Annotated in this window: 18 protein-coding genes and 1 pseudogene; 14 read left to right on the top strand and 5 right to left on the bottom strand. The window is 33.8% G+C overall.

Translation table 11 applies throughout. The features are described from left to right. Nucleotides 1-362: 362 nt before the first annotated feature. Genes THEWI_RS10145 through THEWI_RS10130 form a run of 4 tightly spaced genes read left to right on the top strand, consistent with a single transcriptional unit; the run spans nt 363 to nt 4,312 of the window. Nucleotides 363-1,340: an ABC transporter ATP-binding protein gene (locus THEWI_RS10145; RefSeq protein WP_014063351.1), complete on the top strand. Its 978-nt coding sequence runs from the start codon at nt 363-365 to the stop codon at nt 1,338-1,340. After that, nucleotides 1,306-2,013 (top strand): ABC transporter permease, encoded by a 708-nt coding sequence (locus THEWI_RS10140; protein ID WP_014063350.1) that lies wholly within the window; start codon nt 1,306-1,308, stop codon nt 2,011-2,013. Before THEWI_RS10145 ends, THEWI_RS10140 begins: the two co-directional genes overlap by 35 nt. A gap of 11 nt (nt 2,014-2,024) precedes the next feature. Next, nucleotides 2,025-3,413: a GldG family protein gene (locus THEWI_RS10135; protein WP_014063349.1), complete on the top strand. Its 1,389-nt coding sequence runs from the start codon at nt 2,025-2,027 to the stop codon at nt 3,411-3,413. After that, complete coding sequence (locus tag THEWI_RS10130; RefSeq protein WP_014063348.1) at nt 3,410-4,312, top strand: DUF4340 domain-containing protein; 903 nt, start codon at nt 3,410-3,412, stop codon at nt 4,310-4,312. Before THEWI_RS10135 ends, THEWI_RS10130 begins: the two co-directional genes overlap by 4 nt. A gap of 358 nt (nt 4,313-4,670) precedes the next feature. On the opposite strand, the gene THEWI_RS10125 is transcribed toward THEWI_RS10130, so the two are convergent. Both THEWI_RS10125 and THEWI_RS10120 read right to left on the bottom strand, forming a co-directional pair. Further along, a complete protein-coding gene (locus THEWI_RS10125) occupies nt 4,671-4,973 on the bottom strand; it encodes a nucleotidyltransferase domain-containing protein (protein ID WP_014063347.1) in 303 nt (100 codons plus the stop codon). Nucleotides 4,974-5,021: 48 nt separating this feature from the next. Next, nucleotides 5,022-5,594, bottom strand: coding sequence for a Uma2 family endonuclease (locus tag THEWI_RS10120; protein WP_014063346.1), 573 nt, complete (start codon nt 5,592-5,594; stop codon nt 5,022-5,024). Between the two features lie 346 nt (nt 5,595-5,940). On the opposite strand from THEWI_RS10120, the gene hisZ reads away from it, so the two are divergent. From hisZ to hisIE, 9 genes and pseudogenes are all read left to right on the top strand, one after another. Then, nucleotides 5,941-7,083 carry an ATP phosphoribosyltransferase regulatory subunit gene (gene hisZ / locus THEWI_RS10115; protein WP_014063345.1) on the top strand — a complete coding sequence of 381 codons (1,143 nt, stop codon included), beginning with the start codon at nt 5,941-5,943 and terminating at the stop codon, nt 7,081-7,083. 1 nt (nt 7,084) lies between these two features. After that, nucleotides 7,085-7,725: pseudogene (gene hisG / locus THEWI_RS10110) on the top strand (ATP phosphoribosyltransferase). 1 nt (nt 7,726) lies between these two features. Then, nucleotides 7,727-9,010, top strand: a complete 1,284-nt coding sequence (gene hisD, locus THEWI_RS10105) for a histidinol dehydrogenase (protein WP_014063343.1) — start codon at nt 7,727-7,729, stop codon at nt 9,008-9,010. A 1-nt stretch (nt 9,011) separates the two neighbouring features. Continuing rightward, complete coding sequence (gene hisC, locus THEWI_RS10100) at nt 9,012-10,067, top strand: histidinol-phosphate transaminase (protein WP_014063342.1); 1,056 nt, start codon at nt 9,012-9,014, stop codon at nt 10,065-10,067. Then, a complete protein-coding gene (hisB, locus tag THEWI_RS10095; protein ID WP_014063341.1) occupies nt 10,064-10,648 on the top strand; it encodes an imidazoleglycerol-phosphate dehydratase HisB in 585 nt (194 codons plus the stop codon). Before hisC ends, hisB begins: the two co-directional genes overlap by 4 nt. 61 nt (nt 10,649-10,709) lie before the next feature. Beyond that, the gene (gene hisH / locus THEWI_RS10090) at nt 10,710-11,321 is read left to right on the top strand and encodes an imidazole glycerol phosphate synthase subunit HisH (protein WP_014063340.1); all 612 of its coding nucleotides are present in this window, start codon (nt 10,710-10,712) and stop codon (nt 11,319-11,321) included. After that, entirely contained in the window at nt 11,312-12,019 is a 708-nt protein-coding gene (hisA, locus tag THEWI_RS10085; RefSeq protein ID WP_014063339.1) for a 1-(5-phosphoribosyl)-5-[(5-phosphoribosylamino)methylideneamino]imidazole-4-carboxamide isomerase, read from the top strand. The genes hisH and hisA overlap by 10 nt, the downstream gene beginning before the upstream one ends. After that, nucleotides 12,020-12,781, top strand: a complete 762-nt coding sequence (gene hisF / locus THEWI_RS10080; RefSeq protein ID WP_014063338.1) for an imidazole glycerol phosphate synthase subunit HisF — start codon at nt 12,020-12,022, stop codon at nt 12,779-12,781. 22 nt (nt 12,782-12,803) lie between these two features. Further along, complete coding sequence (hisIE, locus tag THEWI_RS10075) at nt 12,804-13,463, top strand: bifunctional phosphoribosyl-AMP cyclohydrolase/phosphoribosyl-ATP diphosphatase HisIE (protein ID WP_014063337.1); 660 nt, start codon at nt 12,804-12,806, stop codon at nt 13,461-13,463. Nucleotides 13,464-13,486: 23 nt separating this feature from the next. Here the strand turns inward: hisIE and THEWI_RS10070 are convergent, their stop codons facing one another. Together THEWI_RS10070 and THEWI_RS10065 are read right to left on the bottom strand one after the other, a co-directional pair. Continuing rightward, nucleotides 13,487-14,737, bottom strand: a complete 1,251-nt coding sequence (locus THEWI_RS10070; RefSeq protein WP_014063336.1) for a serine hydroxymethyltransferase — start codon at nt 14,735-14,737, stop codon at nt 13,487-13,489. Nucleotides 14,738-15,061: 324 nt separating this feature from the next. Further along, nucleotides 15,062-15,997: a dipeptidase gene (locus THEWI_RS10065; protein WP_014063335.1), complete on the bottom strand. Its 936-nt coding sequence runs from the start codon at nt 15,995-15,997 to the stop codon at nt 15,062-15,064. A gap of 158 nt (nt 15,998-16,155) precedes the next feature. Here THEWI_RS10065 and THEWI_RS10060 point away from each other — a divergent pair, with 158 nt between their 5' ends. Then, complete coding sequence (locus THEWI_RS10060; RefSeq protein WP_014063334.1) at nt 16,156-17,565, top strand: PIG-L deacetylase family protein; 1,410 nt, start codon at nt 16,156-16,158, stop codon at nt 17,563-17,565. Between the two features lie 12 nt (nt 17,566-17,577). Here THEWI_RS10060 and THEWI_RS10055 read toward each other — a convergent pair whose 3' ends face one another. Then, the gene (locus THEWI_RS10055; protein ID WP_014063333.1) at nt 17,578-18,663 is read right to left on the bottom strand and encodes a GerAB/ArcD/ProY family transporter; all 1,086 of its coding nucleotides are present in this window, start codon (nt 18,661-18,663) and stop codon (nt 17,578-17,580) included. Nucleotides 18,664-18,701 lie beyond the last annotated feature (38 nt).

Here is an 18,701-nt window from a genome sequence, read left to right as displayed (position 1 = left end):
GACTTGTTACAAAGCGGTAACAAAACTTAGCGAGACCGAGGGTGGAGGCAGGGCCGAAGCCAAGGATGGCGGAGGCGGGCACCTGAGACAGGACGTCGATTGTGCCCGGGACCCTGCCGGAACCCGAAGGTAAAGCTTAGTTTTGTTGCTTTGGAACACTGGAGCGACGATGCAAAATATCTACTTTAAAAAATTTTTGACTTTGTCAACAAACTAAAGCTATGACGACTTTTGTCATAGTTTCTTATTATCATTTTGCTTTAAGTTACAATCTTAACTAATGCTTAACAATTTGTACACAAATTTTTAATAATTTTGTGATATAATTTCCACACTATGTAAAATGGAGGGTTGAGACGATCATGATGATAGAGCTAAAAAACGTCACAAAGGTTTACGGCACTCGTAAAGCAGTAGATGATATAAGTTTTTCAGTGGATAAAGGAGAAATAGTTGGTTTTTTAGGACCAAATGGTGCTGGCAAAACTACTACTATGAAAATGATAACAGGATATATGCCTCCTACCAGCGGTACTATAAAAATTGCAGGATATGATATTGTTGAACAGCCCATAGAGGCAAAGAAACATATTGGTTATTTACCAGAGGTACCTCCTTTGTATTTAGATATGACCGTAGAGGCATATCTCCATTTTGTGGGAGGTATAAAAGGTGTTCCTCCAAAAAAGAGAAGAGAAGATGTTGAACGAATTATACATGAAGTTGGTTTGACTGATGTGAGAAAAAGGCTTATAAAAAACTTGTCTAAAGGTTATAAACAAAGGGTTGGACTTGCACAAGCAATCATAGGAGACCCTGATGTTTTGGTATTAGATGAGCCGACAGTAGGTCTTGACCCTAAGCAAATTAAAGAAATAAGAGATATTATAAAAGAGTTAGGAAAAAAGCATACAATAATTTTAAGCACTCATATATTGCCAGAAGTTAGTATGGTATGTGACAGAGTTATTATAATAAATAAAGGGAAAATTGTTGCAATAGATAAGACAGAGAATTTATCAGCTGCATTGCAAAATTCAAGGAGATATTTTATAAAAGTGGAAGGGTCTTATGAAGAAGTAGTAAATAGTGTAAAAGAGATTGAAGGAGTAACTAATGTAGAAGCAGAAGTTGATTCAGATAATACGATAAAGTTGACAGTGGAATCTTCTGCTGATAAAGATGTTCGAAAAGATATGTTTTTTGCTTTTGCCAAAAAAGGCTTTCCAATATTAGAACTTAAAATGCTAAATTATAGTCTTGAAGAAGTATTTTTAGAACTTACAACAGAGGAGGAAAGTTACGATGAAAATGTGGGAAATACTAAAGAGGGAGCTTAAAAGCTATTTCTTTTCACCTCTTGCCTATGTGCTGCTAGGATTTTATCTTTTGATATCTGGATACTTTTTTTCAACCTATGTGTTATCTACTCATTATGCTATATTAACTCCAATCTTAGGTAGTATGGTCACTGTTTTTATGTTTATAAGTCCTATTTTGACAATGAGACTTATTTCAGAGGATATGAAGACGGGAACAGATCAACTTTTACTCACGTCACCCGTTACAGTTACTGATATAGTGATTGGCAAGTTTTTTTCTACAGTGTTTGTGTATTTGATAGCACTTGTAATAACTTTTTTATACCCCATTTATCTTAAATTGTATTCTTCACCAGATATGGGCTCTATCATAGCAGGTTATATTGGAGTGTTTCTAATAGGAGCAACTTTTATATCAATAGGGCTTTTTGCTTCTTCACTTACAGAAAATCAAATGATAGCTGGAGTAATTGGATTTGCTTTAATTCTTGTGCTTTGGTTGATTAGTTGGCTAGGAGACGTGTTTAGTGGAAAAGCAAAAACTATTTTTCAGAATCTGTCTTTCTTTGACAGGCTAAATAATTTTCTAAATGGATTAGTGAATTTAAGTGATGTGGTATTTTTCATAAGTGTAATTGTATTTTTTATCTTCTTGACAATACGAGTTGTGGATAAAAGACGTTGGAGTTAGGAGGAGAAAAGATGAATAATATAAGGCTAAAGTACGGGACTAATGCTTTTATAATGACAGCTCTTTTACTGGCTATTTTAATATTGGCAAATGTCATAGTCACGCAAAAGCCTGTCAAGTGGGACTTGACTAAAAACAAGCAATATACTCTTTCTGACCAGACAAAGCAGGTTTTGAAAAACCTTAAAACAGATGTAACTGTCTATGCCTTTTTCAAAGAGGGTACTACTTCAAGAGACACGGTAAAAAGCTTGTTAGACCAATACCGAAATGTTTCAAAGAGAATAATTGTCCATTTTGTAGACCCAGATAAAGAACCGGCAATTGCTCAAAGATATGGAATTACGGATTATGACACAGTGCTTTTTATTGCAGGAAGTGGTGCTAATGAAAAAAGGCAGATAGTAAATTCTTATGATATTTTTGGCTTTGGGAGTCAACCTAATACTGCTACTTTTAACGGGGAGCAACAATTTACTCAGGCTATAATTAATGTTACACAGCCTAAAAAATTAAATGCGTATATTCTTCAAGGTCATGATGAATTAAACAGCATTGACTATTTGGTGACTTTTAAAAACGCTTTAAGGGGAGAAGGATATAATGTAGAAGATTTAAATATAGGACAGGCAGGAGGAATACCAAAAAATACAGACTTATTAGTTATTGTTAACCCAAGAAGAGACTTTACTGATAAGGAAATGGTTGCTTTAAAAGAATACTTTGACAAAGGCGGAAAAGCAATTATTGCGATGGGGGCAGAATACGGGCCTTTGACTCAAAAATCTGTAAATGAGCTTTTGTCTACTTGGGGTGTAAAATTTGACAATGACGTTGTAGTAGATGCAGGAAGGAATTATTTTATGGACCCGCTTTCTCCAGTTCCTCAGTACAAATTTCATACTATAACTAATAAATTGGATTTATCAAACTTGTACGTTGTAATGCCAATGTCAAGAAGTATTTCTTATCCTGATAAACCAACAGAAAATATAACTATAGAGCAATTGCTTTCAACCAGTGATAAAGCTTGGGGTAAAACCGATTTTAACTCAAAAGATGCTAATTTTCAAAAAGGTGATATCAAAGGTCCTTTAAGCTTAGGCTTAGTTATATCCGATTCAAAGACAGGGATGAAGATTGTAGCTATTGGAAGTAGCATGATGTTTACTGATAAAATAATTACATTGGAAGCTAATAGAGACTTTTTAATGAACAGTGCTAACTGGTTAGCGGATAAGACAACACAGATTTCTATACGTCCTAAATCCCTTGAGTTTAATCAGATTTTCCTAACCGGCAAACAAGCTGCTATACTCTTTTATACCACAGTTGTAATTATTCCACTGGTAATGTGGATAATTGGAGGATACATGTGGTATAGGAGGAAAACATTATGAGAGTTTTTAAAACCACTATTGTTTTGCTGGCAATATTCGCTGTTCTTTTTGGCTACTATTTTTATGAAAGTAAGACCAATAAACCTGTTAAAGAGGACAACAAAATTTTTACCTTCAAAAATAACGATGTAAATTCTTTAAAAATAGAAAAAGAAGGGAAAACTTTAATTGATTTTAAAAAAGAAGGCGATACATGGATTATAAAAGAACCTATTGACTACAAAGCGGATAGCATTTATGTTGATGAATTATTAGACAGCTTGACATCTCTCACTTTTGATAGAATATTAGAAGGTGACTTATCCACTTATGGCCTTGACAAACCTTCTTATGCTATAAAAGTATCTTTGAAAAATGGAAAAAGCTATTCACTTTTTATAGGAAATAAATCTCCTGTAAAAGAAAATTACCAAGAGGGTTATTATGTAAAAACTGATGGAGATAAAATTTACAGAGTCAATGCTTCTTCTTTAGAGAATTTCTTTCTGACAGATGATTACGTATATAAATATATGGAAAAATTTGTAGTGTCTATTCCAAAGAATGAAATAACTAAATTAGTTTTCTACCAAGATGGAAAAGAGTATCAAATACAAAAAGGTGAAAAAGATAACTGGCAAATTGATGGGAAAGCTATTAAAGCTGATGATGTGGACAATCTCTTAGACGGAATAGTGTTACTTCAAATTAGTGGATTAGATGAAGGAAAAAATATTTCACAAGCAGATCAACCTTTTGCTTTTGATGTGTATGGCAAGGACAAAGTAGAAAAAATAAGTTTTGCTAAAAGAGATACAGAAAATAAATATGTATTAATCAACGGTATAGGGATAGGACAATATGTAACTTTGAAAGACATAAAAAATCTGCAAGATACTTTTGATAAGCTTATTAAGTAAAATTATAGAAAGGCAGAAACTGCATGCTTCTGCCTTTCTATAATTGTTCACGATGACCTTCTATCTTACCCATCAATTTGTTCTAATACAAAATCTCTAATTTTTTGAGCTATTTCAAAGGCTTTTTGTGCATCATTTTTACTAGGCATTCCATCAGGTAAGCTCCGCAACGGTGCATTAGGATATGTAAAACATATCAATTATTTTAGCGTCATTTTTAAATTTTGCAAAATCTTCTGAAAGTTTCATACATAGATTAAGTAGAAGAATAGTTTAATCACTATCTGCGTATTCTAACCACTGTTTATACTTTGCTTGTCCGTTTGTCATATAATACAACTCCTTTCTTCAACACTTCTTATGTATAAAATAAATGTCCACTTTCAATAAATTTTTTTTCTTCTTCAGGAGTATAAGCTAAAAAGTCTACTGGTACCTCTGGATTGGTAATCTGAGCTAGGTACAATAATCTATCTATAAATCTTAAATCTGTATCCATTATCACGACTAAGTCAATATCGCTCCATTCCTTAGCAGTACCATTAGCCATTGACCCGAAAAGTATTATCCTCTCTGGATTGCACTTTTCAATAATAATATTCGTTATCCTTTTTAGTTCATCTTCTAAAGAATACTTTAATAATTCAGTAGCTTCTATCATAAAAAACACCTCTTTTTGTCAATAAAAAGGTTTATAATCAGTTTCTATTCATATTAGTACTGTTTTTAAATCAATTACAAGATCTTCAAAAATAGAAACTTTAACTTTATTATCTTGTGTATATATGTCGGGTCGTCCATATCTTTCATTATCCTGTAAAATAAACACACTTAGGATTTTGTTTTCGGGTTCTACTATCCAATATTCTTTCACACCATACTTTTCGTACAAGTTAAACTTGTGGAGTTTATCTTTCTGCGCTGTTGAAGGCGAAATAATTTCGATTATCAAATCAGGAGCTCCCGTACATCCCTTCTCATCAAGCTTGGATTCATCACACACAACAACTATATCAGGCTGAACTACAGTCTTTATATCTTTCTCGTCCTTCTCATTTCCATCAGGAAACCTTACATCAAAAGGTGCCATATATACTTCACACGATTTATCTTTGAGATAATCAAAGAATTGATAGAAAAGCTGTCCCAAGATCCTTTGATGAGTTCTTGAAGGGGAAGTCATCAAGTAAATTTGGCCATCAATCAGTTCTATTCTTTCATTTTCTGGCCACGCTATATAATCTGCATAAGTATATATTTTATTTTCTTTTGGCAAGGGCATATTTAACACCTTCTTTCAAATTAGATTAAAAGCTTTTATTCCTCTTATGTAAATTGCCAAAACATCCACACCTTTTTCATCTAACAGCAAATACATTACTCACATTTAACCATTTAACTCCTTTTACATTTAATTATACCACAACAACCTTAAGTTTTCTTCAAATAATGTAAAATTTCACTTTTTGATTTTGCGCGTGGATTTACAATGCAAGCAGGATAATATTCAGTACGTTTCTGCCTATTTGTCTATGCTTGACATACATTGAAAATTAGGATACAATAAAAGAAGTACAGTTTATTACTTTATCACGTTACAAAGACATAGTAAATGGTGGGGTGTTTTAATGATATATTTGCCTGATGGTGTACAAGATTTTTTGCCGGAAGAATATAGAGTTAAGCGCAAAATAGAAGAAAAGTTTAGAGAGGTTTTTATAAAATTTGGCTATCAAGAGATAATGCCTCCTACTTTTGAATATAGCGATAATTTTTCTGTTTTGTTTGATGAAAACAATTTGTACAGATTTTTCGATAAAAAGGGAAATATATTAGCTTTAAGGCCAGATGTGACTACTCAAATAGCGAGAATTGTCTCTACGAAGTTAAAAGGTAGTTTCCCACTTAAGTTATGCTATGTCGCTAATGTCTATCGCTATGATGACCCTCAGGTAGGAAAAATGAGAGAGTTTACTCAGGCAGGGATTGAACTTATAGGTACAAATCATGAAGAATCTGATGCAGAGATAATAGCAGTTGCGATAGAGGCTTTAAAAAGTATTGGAATAGAGGACTTTAAAGTGGATGTGGGACAGGTGGAATTTTTTAAAAGAGTAGTGGAAGATTTAGAGCTACAAAATGAAGAAATAAACCTTTTAAGAGAGTTTTTGCAACAGAAAAATCAATCTGCGATAGAAGAATTCATAGAAGACAAAGGAATTAGGGGCAAAAAAGCAGAGTTTTTAAGTGAACTTCCTCTTTTATTTGGTGGCGAAGAAGTGCTTAAAAGAGCAAAAGAGCTTTACGATACTCCTAAACTGGGTGAAACGATAGATTACCTTGAAAGGGTATATAAAATATTAAAAGATTTTGGTATGGAAGAGTATATAAGTTTTGACTTAGGAATGGTGCAAAATCTTAATTATTATACTGGTATCATATTCAGGTGTTTTGTTAAAGGAATTGGTTATGCTATATGTACCGGAGGAAGGTATGATGGCCTTTTGGGGATTTTTGGAGAGCACATTCCAGCGACAGGTTTTGCTATAAGTGTGGAAAGGTCAATGTTAGCACTTCAAAAAGAGAAAAAAGATATTATCGATAAATCCTGGAGAGTCTTAATAAAATACAAGGAAAACTTAAGAAGTAATGCTTACAAGAAAGCCACTTTGTTAAGAGATGAGGGAAAAATTGTAGAGATGTATAGTTATGAAAAAGCGAAGCATGTTGATGAAAATAGCTTTGACGAAATTATAGATATGGGGGAATAACATGGAAAATATTTCTATTGCACTGCCAAAAGGCAGAATGGCGGATAGTGCTATAACTTTGTTTGAAAAGGCAGGAATTGCTGAGAATATTTTAAAAGATATTTCTCGAAAGCTTGTGGTTAATGACTATAAAAATTTAATGAAGTTTATGTTGGTAAAGCCAATAGATGTACCCACATATGTAGAGCACGGGGCAGCTGATTTGGGAATTTGCGGAAAAGACATTCTCTTAGAGCAAAAAAAGATTGCTATGAAGTTTTAGATTTAAAATTTGGTTTTTGTAAAATGGTGGTTGCGGGGCCTAAAGAGGCAAGGGACAGTTTTCTTACTAATAAAAGAGTTGCAACAAAGTTTCCCAATATTGCAGAAGAATTTTTCAGGCAAAAGGGAGAAAATGTAGAAATAATTAAGCTGAATGGTTCTGTGGAGCTTGCTCCTATCGTGGGGCTGTCAGAGGTAATTGTAGACATTGTAGAGACAGGCAATACTTTAAGAGAAAATGGTCTTATAGTCATTGAAGAAATTTTTCCTTCCAGTGCGAGATTGATAGTGAATAAAGCCAGTCTTAAAACTAAAAGCCAGAGAATAAAAGAGATAATTATAAAATTAAAAGAGGTTGTGAAAACTTTTGAGGAGGTTTAAAATGATTGAAATATTTGATTTTCGAAAGGGAATTGACAATGGTATTTTACAAAAGCTTCACAACAGAAGTAAATTAGAGAATAAAGAAATAGCAAAAAAAGTGGAAGAAATAATTTCAAACGTAAGAGAGAGAAAAGACAAGGCTTTGTTTGAGTATACTTACATGTTTGACGGAATAAATCTTGACAAAAGTACTGTAAAAGTTACGAAAGAGGAAATAAAAAATGCTTATAAAGAAGTGGAAGGAGAATTTTTAAAAGCGATTGACAAAGCTATCAAAAACATAACAGAATTTCATGAAAAGCAAAAACAGTCTACATGGATGGATTTTAAAGAAGGTATAGTTTATGGGCAGATAGTAAGACCTCTTTCTCAAGTTGGAATTTATGTGCCGGGGGGAACTGCTTCTTATCCTTCTTCAGTTTTGATGAATGGAATACCTGCAAAGGTGGCTGGTGTAGAGAAAATAGTGATGGTTTCTCCGGCTGGTAAGAAGGGAATAAACCCTTATGTGTTAGTGGCTGCAGACAAGATAGGAATAGAGGATATATATAAAGTTGGTGGCGCACAGGCTGTTGCAGCCTTGGCCTTTGGTACAGAGGCAATACCTAAGGTGGATAAAATAGTTGGCCCGGGAAATATTTTTGTCGCAATGGCTAAAAGAGCCCTTTACGGACATGTAGATATTGATATGGTGGCAGGCCCCAGTGAAGTTTTGGTGATAGCTGATGAGAGTGCTAATCCTAAATATGTGGCGGCGGACCTGCTGTCACAGGCGGAACACGATGTAATGGCATCTTCAATACTTGTCACAACATCTTTGGAGGTTGCGCAACAAGTAAAAATAGAAATTGAAAGGCAAATGGAATATCTTGAAAGGAAAGAAATAATTGAAAAGTCTTTAAAAAATTTTGGCGCGATAATTGTTGTAAATAATTTAAAAGAAGCAATTGGTATTGCTAATGACATAGCTCCGGAGCATTTAGAGCTTAACATTTCCAATGCCTTTGAAATAATTGGTGAAATCAAGAATGCAGGAGCAGTCTTTGTGGGAGAATATTCTCCAGAACCCTTAGGGGACTATCTTGCTGGCCCTAACCATGTGCTTCCTACTAGTGGAACAGCAAGGTTTTTCTCGCCTCTTTCTGTGACGGACTTTATCAAAAAGATGAATATTCTCTATTATTCTAAGGATTCTTTAGAAGAGGTAAAAAAGGATGTAATCACTTTTGCAAATTCAGAAGGGCTTACCGCTCATGCTAATTCTATAAAAGTGAGGTTTTAAAATGATTGAGAATTTGGTGAGAGAAGAAATTAAGGGATTTAAAAATTATAAAGTGCACAGTATTCCCTACAGATATAAGATGGACGCAAATGAAGCGCCTTTTGAACTTCCTGAAGAAGTGATAAAAAATATTCAAGAGATTGTAAAATCTTCTCAAGTAAATGTATATCCAGACCCTACTGCAGAAAAGTTAAAAGAAGAATTGGCACGATATTGCAAAGTTGAGCCTACAAACATATTTGTGGGAAATGGCTCGGATGAGATAATCCACCTTATTATGCTAGCTTTTGTTAACAAAGGCGATGTGGTAGTATATCCTCATCCTTCTTTTGCGATGTACAGTGTATACAGCAAAATCGCGGGAGCAGTCGAAATACCTGTAAGGTTGAGAGAAGATTATACTTATGATGTGGGGAGTTTCACGGAAGTTATAGAAAAATATCGGCCTAAATTAGTGTTTTTGTGTAACCCTAATAATCCAACAGGAAGTGTGATAGAAAGAGAAGATATAATTAAAATAATACAAAAGAGCAATGGAATTGTAGTTGTTGACGAAGCTTATTTTGAGTTTTATGGTAATACAATTGTAGATGTTATAAATGAATTTGAAAACTTGATTGTTTTAAGGACCTTATCTAAGGCTTTTGGACTTGCCGGTTTGAGAGTAGGATATGCTGTAGCTAACGAGAATATTTTAAAGTATTTAAACCTTGTGAAATCACCTTATAACATTAACTCTTTATCTCAGGCAATAGCTTTGAAGGTTTTAAGGACTGGTGTTTTAAAAGAAAGAGTTAACTTTATTTTAAAAGAAAGAGAGCGTCTGATAAAAGAGTTAACTAAAATTCCTGGCATTAAAGTTTATCCCTCAAAAACGAATTTTATATTGGTAAAATTTAAAGATGCAGATTATGTGTATAAAGGACTTTTAGAACGAGGAATTTTGGTGAGGGATTTTTCAAAGGTAGAAGGGCTTGAAGGAGCTTTAAGGATAACAGTGAGCAGCAAAGAGGCTAATGATTATTTTATAAATGGGTTAAAGGAGTTATTGCCATGAGGAAGGCGGAAGTTAAGAGAAAAACTAAAGAGACGGATATATACGTTGAACTTAATATTGATGGAAAGGGAAATTATGACATAGCTACGGGAATAGGTTTTTTTGACCACATGCTTTCTTTATTTGCCAAGCACGGACTTTTTGATTTAAAAGTAGTGGCAAAGGGAGATTTAGAGGTAGACACTCACCACACTGTTGAAGACGTAGGTATTGTATTGGGTAATGCTTTTTTAAAGGCTTGTGGAGATAAAAAGTCTATAAAAAGGTTTAGCACTTTTTATGTACCCATGGACGAAGCCTTAGTGAGAGTTTCTGTAGACATAAGTGGAAGGCCTTTTTTATACTGTGATTTGCCTTTAAAAGCTGAAAGAGTTGGAAATTTTGAAACGGAAAATGTGGAAGAATTTTTAAGAGCCTTTGCTTACAACTTTGGCATTACGCTACATGTAGAACTTTTGCACGGCGGTAACAGTCATCACGTTATAGAGGCAACTTTTAAAGCACTGGGGAGGGCTCTTGATGAGGCATTGAGAATAGATGAAAGGACAGAGGGTATACCTTCTACTAAAGGGATTTTATAAAGATACAGTTTAAGGGAGATTGCATATACTTTACACGTAACTTAAGTGAGGCGGTGAAAAATTGATAGGGATTATTGACTATGGAATGGGAAATTTAAGGAGTGTAGAAAAGGCATTTGAATACGTAGGCTATGAAGCAAAAATTATAAAAGATGTAGATTCGGTAAAAGAGGCTCATGCATTAGTTCTTCCTGGAGTGGGCGCTTTTCCTGATGCGATGGATACTCTCATTAAAACAGGCATGTTAGAAGAGATAAAAAGACAAATTGATAAAGGTAAGTTGTTTCTTGGGATATGTTTAGGGATGCAGCTTTTATTTGAAAAGGGTTTTGAGATAGAAGAAACTGAGGGCTTTAAGATCTTTAAAGGGCAAGTAATAGAACTTCCAAAGCATAATAAAATTCCTCACATGGGATGGAATAGTCTTGAAATAAAAAGAGAAACTCCACTTTTTAAAGGAGTGGAGAATGGAGATTATGCGTATTTTGTCCATTCTTATTATGTAGCCAACAATGAAGAGAAATATGTGTATGCAGTGACTGATTATGGTGTTCAGATTCCTGCAGTTATAATTAAAGACAATGTTTTTTCTTGTCAATTCCACCCTGAGAAGAGCGGAAAAGTGGGACTTAAAATTTTAAAAAATTTTGGAGAGATGGTAAAATGGTTTTAATACCTGCAATTGATATTATGGAAGGAAAATGTGTAAGGCTTACAAAAGGAGATTTTAATACCAAAGAGGTTTATTATGAAAATCCCGTTGACGTAGCTAAAATGTGGGAGGAATTAGGAGCAAAGAGAATTCATGTGGTAGATTTAGATGGTGCAAAACGAGGTCATTTGGTAAATAGTAATATCATCGAACAGATTATAAAAAGTTGCAAAGCCGAGATAGAAGTAGGTGGAGGAATAAGGAATAGAGAAACTATCGATTATCTTTTTTCTGTGGGTGTTAAGTATGTAATTTTAGGTTCGGCGGCAATATATGACAACGACCTTCTTCTTTATTCCCTTTCCAATTATGGAGAAAGGACGATAGTAGGTATAGATTCAAAGAATGGAGAAGTTGCCGTAAGTGGATGGCTTGAAAAGACTAAAATAAAAGATATGGAGTTAGCTAAAAAAATGAAAGAAATAGGAGTAAAAACGATAATTTTCACTGATATTTCTAAAGATGGAACTCTTAATGGACCAAATTTTAAAGCTTTAGAAAATATTTTAAAAACAGGTGTTCAAGTGATAGCATCAGGAGGAATATCCTCAATTGAGGATTTAAAAAAGCTTAAAGAGATGGGAGCATATGGTGCGATAATTGGAAAAGCCTTATATATTGGAAAAATAAACTTTAAAAGTGCTTTGGAGGTAATATAAATGCTTGCAAAAAGAATAATTCCTTGTTTAGATGTGAAAGACGGCAGGGTAGTAAAAGGAGTTAACTTTTTAAATTTAAAAGATGCGGGAGACCCTGTCCAGATAGCATCAGAGTACAATGAATTAGGAGCAGATGAGCTTGTATTCTTGGACATTACTGCTTCTTATGAAAAACGAAAAATAATGATAGAAGTTGTAAAAAGGACTTCTGAAAAAGTATTTATTCCTTTGACTGTTGGTGGCGGAATTTCAGACCTTGACGATATAAAAGATATTCTAAGAGCAGGAGCTGATAAGGTTTCAATAAATACTCAAGCTGTGAAACAACCAACTCTTATTCGTCAGGCCGCTGTGCGTTTTGGAAGCCAATGTGTGGTTGTAGCAATTGATGCCAAGAGACGAAGCGATGGCTCGGGTTTTGATGTGTATATAAACGGAGGAAGGGTAAACACAGGGCTTGATGCTGTTGAGTGGGCTAAAAAAGTAGAGTCTTTAGGAGCAGGAGAAATACTTCTTACAAGTATGGATAAAGACGGTACTAAAGATGGGTATGATATAGAGCTTACAAGAATGGTAAGTGAAGCTGTCAATATCCCTGTTATAGCTTCTGGAGGTGCTGGGAATAAAGAGCATTTTAAAAAGGTTTTTACTGAAGGCAAAGCTGATGCTGCGTTAGCGGCTTCTGTGTTTCATTACCGGGAAATTGAAATAAAAGAGCTTAAAAAATATTTGAAACAAGTGGGTATACCAGTGAGAATGTAAATTTATTGAGAGGGTGTATGGAATGATTGACATAGAGGAATTAAAGTTTGATGAAAAAGGACTTATTCCTGCGATTGTGCAAGACTACAACACAAAGCAGATATTAATGCTGGCCTATATGAATAAGGAAAGTTTAAAATTAAGCTTGGAAAAGAAAGAGACATATTTTTTTAGCCGAAGTAGAAATGAAATTTGGCACAAAGGGGAAACTTCAGGTAATATCCAAAAAATAAAAAATATATTTTACGACTGCGATGGTGATGCTTTGTTAATTGAGGTGGAGCCAAAAGGACCGGCATGCCATACAGGGAATGTAAGCTGTTTTTATAGAAGCTTTTTGGGTAAAATTGAAAATTATGACATGGAAATACTTAAAATGCTATATGAACGGGTAAAAGATAGAAAGACAAACCCGGCAGAAGGGTCTTATACTAATTATTTGTTTGAAAAAGGCATAGATAAGATTTTAAAGAAAATTGGCGAAGAAACTACGGAGGTAGTGATAGCTTCCAAAAATGACTCCAAAGAAGAGATAGTGTATGAGGTTTCAGATTTACTTTATCATTTAATAGTTTTGTTAGTTGACGAAGGCATAAGGCTTGAGGATGTATACGGTGAACTTGGCAGAAGATATTATAAACCAAAGGAATTTAAAGAAGAACATAAAGAGAGAAAGAAATAGGGAAAGTCAGTAAAAGACTTTCCCTATCTTCTTTGTATGAGGTCCTCATAAAGAGGGTATTTTTTGAGAAGATTTGCTACTCTCTCTTTTGCTTTTTCTTTATAGTTTTCATCCCTTATTACATTGACTATAATGTCCGCTATTTCTACCATATCTTCAGGTTTCATTCCTCTTGTTGTGACAGCTGGAGTTCCCAGTCTCACACCGGAAGTGACATTTGGCCCTAATGGGTCAAAGGGTATAGCATTTTTGTTGCAAGTTATGTTTACTTCATCTAATCTTGTTTCTAACTCTTTGCCTGTTATTCCTGTGTTTCTTAAATCCAACAACATCAAGTGGTTATCAGTTCCACCTGACACTAAGTTTATTCCTCTTTCCATTAAAGCATTTGCTAAGGCTTTTGCATTTTCTACAATTCTTTTTTGATATTCTTTAAATTCATCGGAAAGAGCTTCTTTAAAACAAACGGCTTTTGCCGCTATTATGTGCATTAAAGGGCCACCTTGTGTGCCCGGGAAGAGTGCTTTGTCTATTGCTTTTGCGTATTCTTTTTTGCAAAGAATAGCCCCTCCTCTTGGACCTCTTAAAGTCTTATGGGTGGTAGTTGTGACAACATCAGCATAAGGAACAGGATTGGGGTGAAGACCTGCTGCTACAAGACCTGCTATGTGAGCCATGTCTACCATTAGGTAAGCTCCAACCTTGTCTGCAATTTCTCTAAATCTCTTAAAATCGATTATCCTTGGATAAGCGCTAGCACCTGCGACAATCAATTTGGGTTTGTGCTTTTTTGCGACTCTTTCTACTTCATCGTAATCTATATATCCTGTATCTTCTCTTACTCCGTAATATATAAAATTATAGATTTGGCCTGAAAAATTGACTTTACTTCCATGAGTGAGGTGCCCTCCATGGGCTAAATCCATTCCCAGCACAGTATCTCCTGGCTTTATAAGAGCAAAATAAGCAGCCATGTTTGCCTGTGCTCCTGAATGAGGTTGTACATTTGCGTGTTCAGCACCAAAAAGTTTTTTGAGCCTTTCTCTTGCTAACTCTTCAGCTATATCCACATATTCGCAACCGCCGTAATACCTTTTATTTGGATACCCTTCTGCGTATTTATTAGTAAGAGGGGACCCCATCGCTTCCATTACAGCTCTACTTACAAAATTTTCAGAAGCTATAAGCTCTATTTTATTTCTCTGCCTTATAAGCTCTTTTTCAATTGCGTCTGCAATTTCTGGATCAGTTTTTCTTATTATTTCAATATCCATGACTTTACCTCCTATGTTTCATTTATATTTCTATTATAAATTTTTTGTATACTATATTCAATAACAAATCTCTCATCGCAGTGTCACAATTAACAAAAAGTTAATATAAATTTAACAAAATTAACGAGATTTTAATTTTAAAACTCACAAATTTGGTTATAATATAAGATGAGCTCCCTTAAAAATACCCCCTATCCCTCAAAAAATTTTTTATGAGGTCTTGATTTTTTTGAAAAAGGACTGTATAATGTATACTTGGTCAAAACAATGACTCCCCCTTTAACATATGCAAGCCCTTGGAATATTCCAGGGCTCTTTTTGTTTTTATATCAAAATTTTCTTTATGAGATTTTCAAAATTTTTGTGAGTAATTTTAGCAATTTGTTCTTCACTATATCCTCTTTTTATTAGGCCTTCTACAATTTTAGGAAAGTGTGATATATCTTCTAATCCTTCTGGTGTACTGTTAATTCCATCAAAGTCAGAACCAAAACCTACATAATCTTCTCCTACTAATTCGCATATATAATCTATATGATTTAAAACATCTTCTAATGTAGCTTGACCTTCATTTCTTAAAAATTGTGGAGCAAAATTTATTCCAATTACACCGCCTTTTTGAGCTATCGCTTTTATTTGCTCATCTGTCAAATTTCTTCTGTGGGAGCATAGGGTTTTAGCATTAGAATGAGAAGCTATAATAGGTTTCTCACTAAGTTCTACTACATCCCAAAATCCTTTTTTATTAAGATGAGATACATCTACAATCATTCCTAGGCGATTCATCTCTTTTACAACTTCTTTGCCAAAGGAGGTAAGCCCCGATTCTTTAACACCGTCTACTCCGTCCCCTAAATCGTTTCTCAAACTCCATGTTAAAGTGAGAGCTCTTACTCCTAATTTGTAAAACATTCTAAGAAGAGAAATTTCACCTTCTAAAGCTTCGCCACCTTCTATAGAAAGCAATGCTCCAATTTTTCCTTTTTCTTTTGCTTTATCTATATCTTCTCCTTTTAATATTAATCTAAATTCTTTTGTTTCTTCGATTACTTCATGCATTTTGTCAATCATCTTTAAAGCCATTGTAGCAGCATTTTTTCTCATCTGTGTTGGGTCTACAAATACAGCAAAAACCTGTAAGTGAACTTTACCTTCTTTCATCCTTTGTAAATCCACATGACTTTCTCTTGACCTTTCAGTGAAATCTATTTTTTTGTCCACTAAACGATAAAGAGTATCACAGTGAAAATCTACAAACATATTCATCCTTCCCCCTTTTTATTTTTTCTTCGTAGTATGATTGTATCACAACAAAATATTTTTCAAAATTTGAGATTATTAATTAAAAATTAATTATCATGTAATAATTTGTTCATAAATGTATAGTACAATAATAGCATGAATGGAGGCAGAGTAGCATGATAAATAAACGGACTATTTACTTTTCTTTGTTTATTGCTTTATTAATAGGAATATCCTATATAATGAATTGGGAAATGGCTATTGCAAACTTCGCAGAAAAAGGTACACTGCCAACTTTTGATGACCCTGGGCAAAGAATCCTCATTATAGTTCCTCATCCTGATGATGAGACTTTAGGAATGGCAGGAATTATTCAAAGAGCTGTAGAACTTAAAAGGCCTATTAAAGTAGTAATAGTCACAAGTGGAGAGAGTTACAAGAAAGCTGCAATGTCATTTTGTGGTAAAACAAATCCTACTCCTCAAGATTTTTATCGTTTTGGACTTGCAAGACAGCAAGAAAGTATTGTTGCCATGAGAGTTTTGGGATTACCGCGACAAGATTTAATTTTTTCAGGGTTTGCTGATGGAAGCACCAGATTTTTGTGGAGCCAATATTGGGATAATGGCCGTCCAAGAGTGAGTGGCGGAATTCATGTGGCATATGCTCCTTATGATACAGTTTATAAGCCGGGTATTCCATATACAGGACAAAATTTAGTTAATGAACTTACGGAAATAATTAAAGATTTTAAACCTACTGATATATATTATCCTTTAGCAGATGATATACATCCTGACCATTGGGCAGTAAGCAATTTTGTTAGATATACCATAACAGCCATGAATATAAATGTGCGAGAGCATATGTTTTTAGTTCACCATCCTCAGTGGCCAGTGCCATGGATGGCGGAGAAAAATAGGCCCATGTTACCTCCTGTAGATATGAAAGATAGTAACACAGAATGGCAATCTTTTGATTTAACTCCAAAGGAAGTTGATTTAAAGAGGACTGCTATAAAACAATATAGAACTCAAACAGAAGTTATGGAACCGTTTTTGATGGCTTTTGTAAGAAAAACCGAATTATTTGCTACAAAACCTGTCATCACTATTCCTGTAGTTGATTCAAAACCAGATTTACAAAGTAGAGCTTTGCCTCATACTCTTTTAAAAGTGTATACTGGTGGCATGTTAAATGAGGAAATATACAGAAGTGCAGCTTTAACGCGATTAGGAGCTTTTTACTACGATAATAAATTGTACATCGGATTAGAATCGGCAAGACCAATATCTAAAAAAGTTATTTACCATATTGAAATGAGGCTATTTTATAAAGATCAAAATGATATAAAACGTATTGATTTAGGAGTTGTAGATGAAAAATTGTATCAGTATAAAAGGGTAGAAAATTCTTTGACAGATGTTATAGCGGCAAAACCTATAATCAATGGAAATAAAATGTGGGTTGAAGTAAAAATACCACAGGTGAATAATTTAAGATATATATTTATGGGAGCGGATTCTATTTATAGGAATCGTCTTATAGATAAAATACCTTGGAATATGTATAAAATAGGTGAGTAAAAGAGAAGGCTTTTAAGGTTTTCTCTTTTCTTTTATGTTTAGAAATAGAAAAGTAATCATAGGTAAAATTATTTGTAGAGGTACATGTATGTAAAAAGGAGTAAATTTAAGACCTATAAGTATGTGGGTTTGATAACTGTCGGCAATTATAAAAGAAGCAGCAAAAATCATCGACAAAACAGGGAAAAGCAGGTATTTATAACTTTTTAATTCCAACGCATTTTTTATCATGGTAAGTCCCGCATAAGTAAATACGCTAATCTTAAAAAATACCCCTATAATCATTATAAATACATACAAAGTGTCTAGGTTTTTTAAATTTCCTAAATTTATTAATCTTATAACTTGATATAATGGGAAATTTTCTCTTGAAGCTTCATCTGCTCCTAAAGAAGAAATTATAATGATATTGTTAAAGGACAATAGTAGACCAGTAAAAACAGTGGTTATCAGCATTATCTTTTTTATTTTTTCCTTTTGTTTTACTTTATCAAAAACTGTAGTAAAAGCAATAAGTTCACCAAAGGGAAAAGTCACAATTAGAGGAATTGCTGCTTTGATTACGGGAACAATTCCATTTTCTAAAATTGGTAAAAGTCTTGAAAAACTAAAATTATCTTCCATCATTATCATAGCTGTTTGAAAAGCCATAATAGCTAAAATAAGAGGGAGCAAAATTTTAGCAACGCGGGCAAGTACACATATATCAAATAGGAGGTAATACATTACTAATATAAGCATAAAAGAAGAAAAAATATATGTAGGTGTTCGAGAATATATTGTATTTACACTGAGTTCTACATAGTCTCTTACGTTTCTTGAAGCAATGTATAAAAAGTACAGAGCATAAATTAGAGATAAAGTTTTACCTATATATTTCCCATAAACAAACTCAAGTAACTGTGGAAGATTTTTTTGCGATTTTTCAAAAGAGGAGACGTACATAAGTGTAATTGGCAGAGAAATAAGCATTGCAATTAAAATAGAAAGCCAACAATCTTGTTTTGCTTCAATTCCCAAACAAAAGAGTACTGATGTTCCAATCTCAAAAGTTATCATTAAAAACAATAAATCGCTAACTTCTAATCTTTTGTTCATTGTTACCACCTTGAAAATAAACTTTAATATTAGGATTC

Source organism: Thermoanaerobacter wiegelii Rt8.B1 (genome assembly GCF_000147695.2).
In the GTDB taxonomy this organism is placed as follows: domain Bacteria; phylum Bacillota; class Thermoanaerobacteria; order Thermoanaerobacterales; family Thermoanaerobacteraceae; genus Thermoanaerobacter; species Thermoanaerobacter ethanolicus.
This window is presented reverse-complemented; position numbering and strand designations above follow the sequence as displayed.

Excerpts from the sequence above, each read along its gene's own strand:
- THEWI_RS10145 (WP_014063351.1), top strand. The coding sequence starts at position 363 with ATGATGATAGAGCTAAAAAACGTCACAAAGGTTTACGGCACTCGTAAA.
- THEWI_RS10140 (WP_014063350.1), top strand. The coding sequence starts at position 1,306 with ATGAAAATGTGGGAAATACTAAAGAGGGAGCTTAAAAGCTATTTCTTT.
- THEWI_RS10135 (WP_014063349.1), top strand. The coding sequence starts at position 2,025 with ATGAATAATATAAGGCTAAAGTACGGGACTAATGCTTTTATAATGACA.
- THEWI_RS10130 (WP_014063348.1), top strand. The coding sequence starts at position 3,410 with ATGAGAGTTTTTAAAACCACTATTGTTTTGCTGGCAATATTCGCTGTT.
- THEWI_RS10125 (WP_014063347.1), bottom strand. The coding sequence starts at position 4,973 with ATGATAGAAGCTACTGAATTATTAAAGTATTCTTTAGAAGATGAACTA.
- THEWI_RS10120 (WP_014063346.1), bottom strand. The coding sequence starts at position 5,594 with ATGCCCTTGCCAAAAGAAAATAAAATATATACTTATGCAGATTATATA.
- hisZ (WP_014063345.1), top strand. The coding sequence starts at position 5,941 with ATGATATATTTGCCTGATGGTGTACAAGATTTTTTGCCGGAAGAATAT.
- hisD (WP_014063343.1), top strand. The coding sequence starts at position 7,727 with ATGATTGAAATATTTGATTTTCGAAAGGGAATTGACAATGGTATTTTA.
- hisC (WP_014063342.1), top strand. The coding sequence starts at position 9,012 with ATGATTGAGAATTTGGTGAGAGAAGAAATTAAGGGATTTAAAAATTAT.
- hisB (WP_014063341.1), top strand. The coding sequence starts at position 10,064 with ATGAGGAAGGCGGAAGTTAAGAGAAAAACTAAAGAGACGGATATATAC.
- hisA (WP_014063339.1), top strand. The coding sequence starts at position 11,312 with ATGGTTTTAATACCTGCAATTGATATTATGGAAGGAAAATGTGTAAGG.
- hisF (WP_014063338.1), top strand. The coding sequence starts at position 12,020 with ATGCTTGCAAAAAGAATAATTCCTTGTTTAGATGTGAAAGACGGCAGG.
- hisIE (WP_014063337.1), top strand. The coding sequence starts at position 12,804 with ATGATTGACATAGAGGAATTAAAGTTTGATGAAAAAGGACTTATTCCT.
- THEWI_RS10070 (WP_014063336.1), bottom strand. The coding sequence starts at position 14,737 with ATGGATATTGAAATAATAAGAAAAACTGATCCAGAAATTGCAGACGCA.
- THEWI_RS10065 (WP_014063335.1), bottom strand. The coding sequence starts at position 15,997 with ATGTTTGTAGATTTTCACTGTGATACTCTTTATCGTTTAGTGGACAAA.
- THEWI_RS10060 (WP_014063334.1), top strand. The coding sequence starts at position 16,156 with ATGATAAATAAACGGACTATTTACTTTTCTTTGTTTATTGCTTTATTA.
- THEWI_RS10055 (WP_014063333.1), bottom strand. The coding sequence starts at position 18,663 with ATGAACAAAAGATTAGAAGTTAGCGATTTATTGTTTTTAATGATAACT.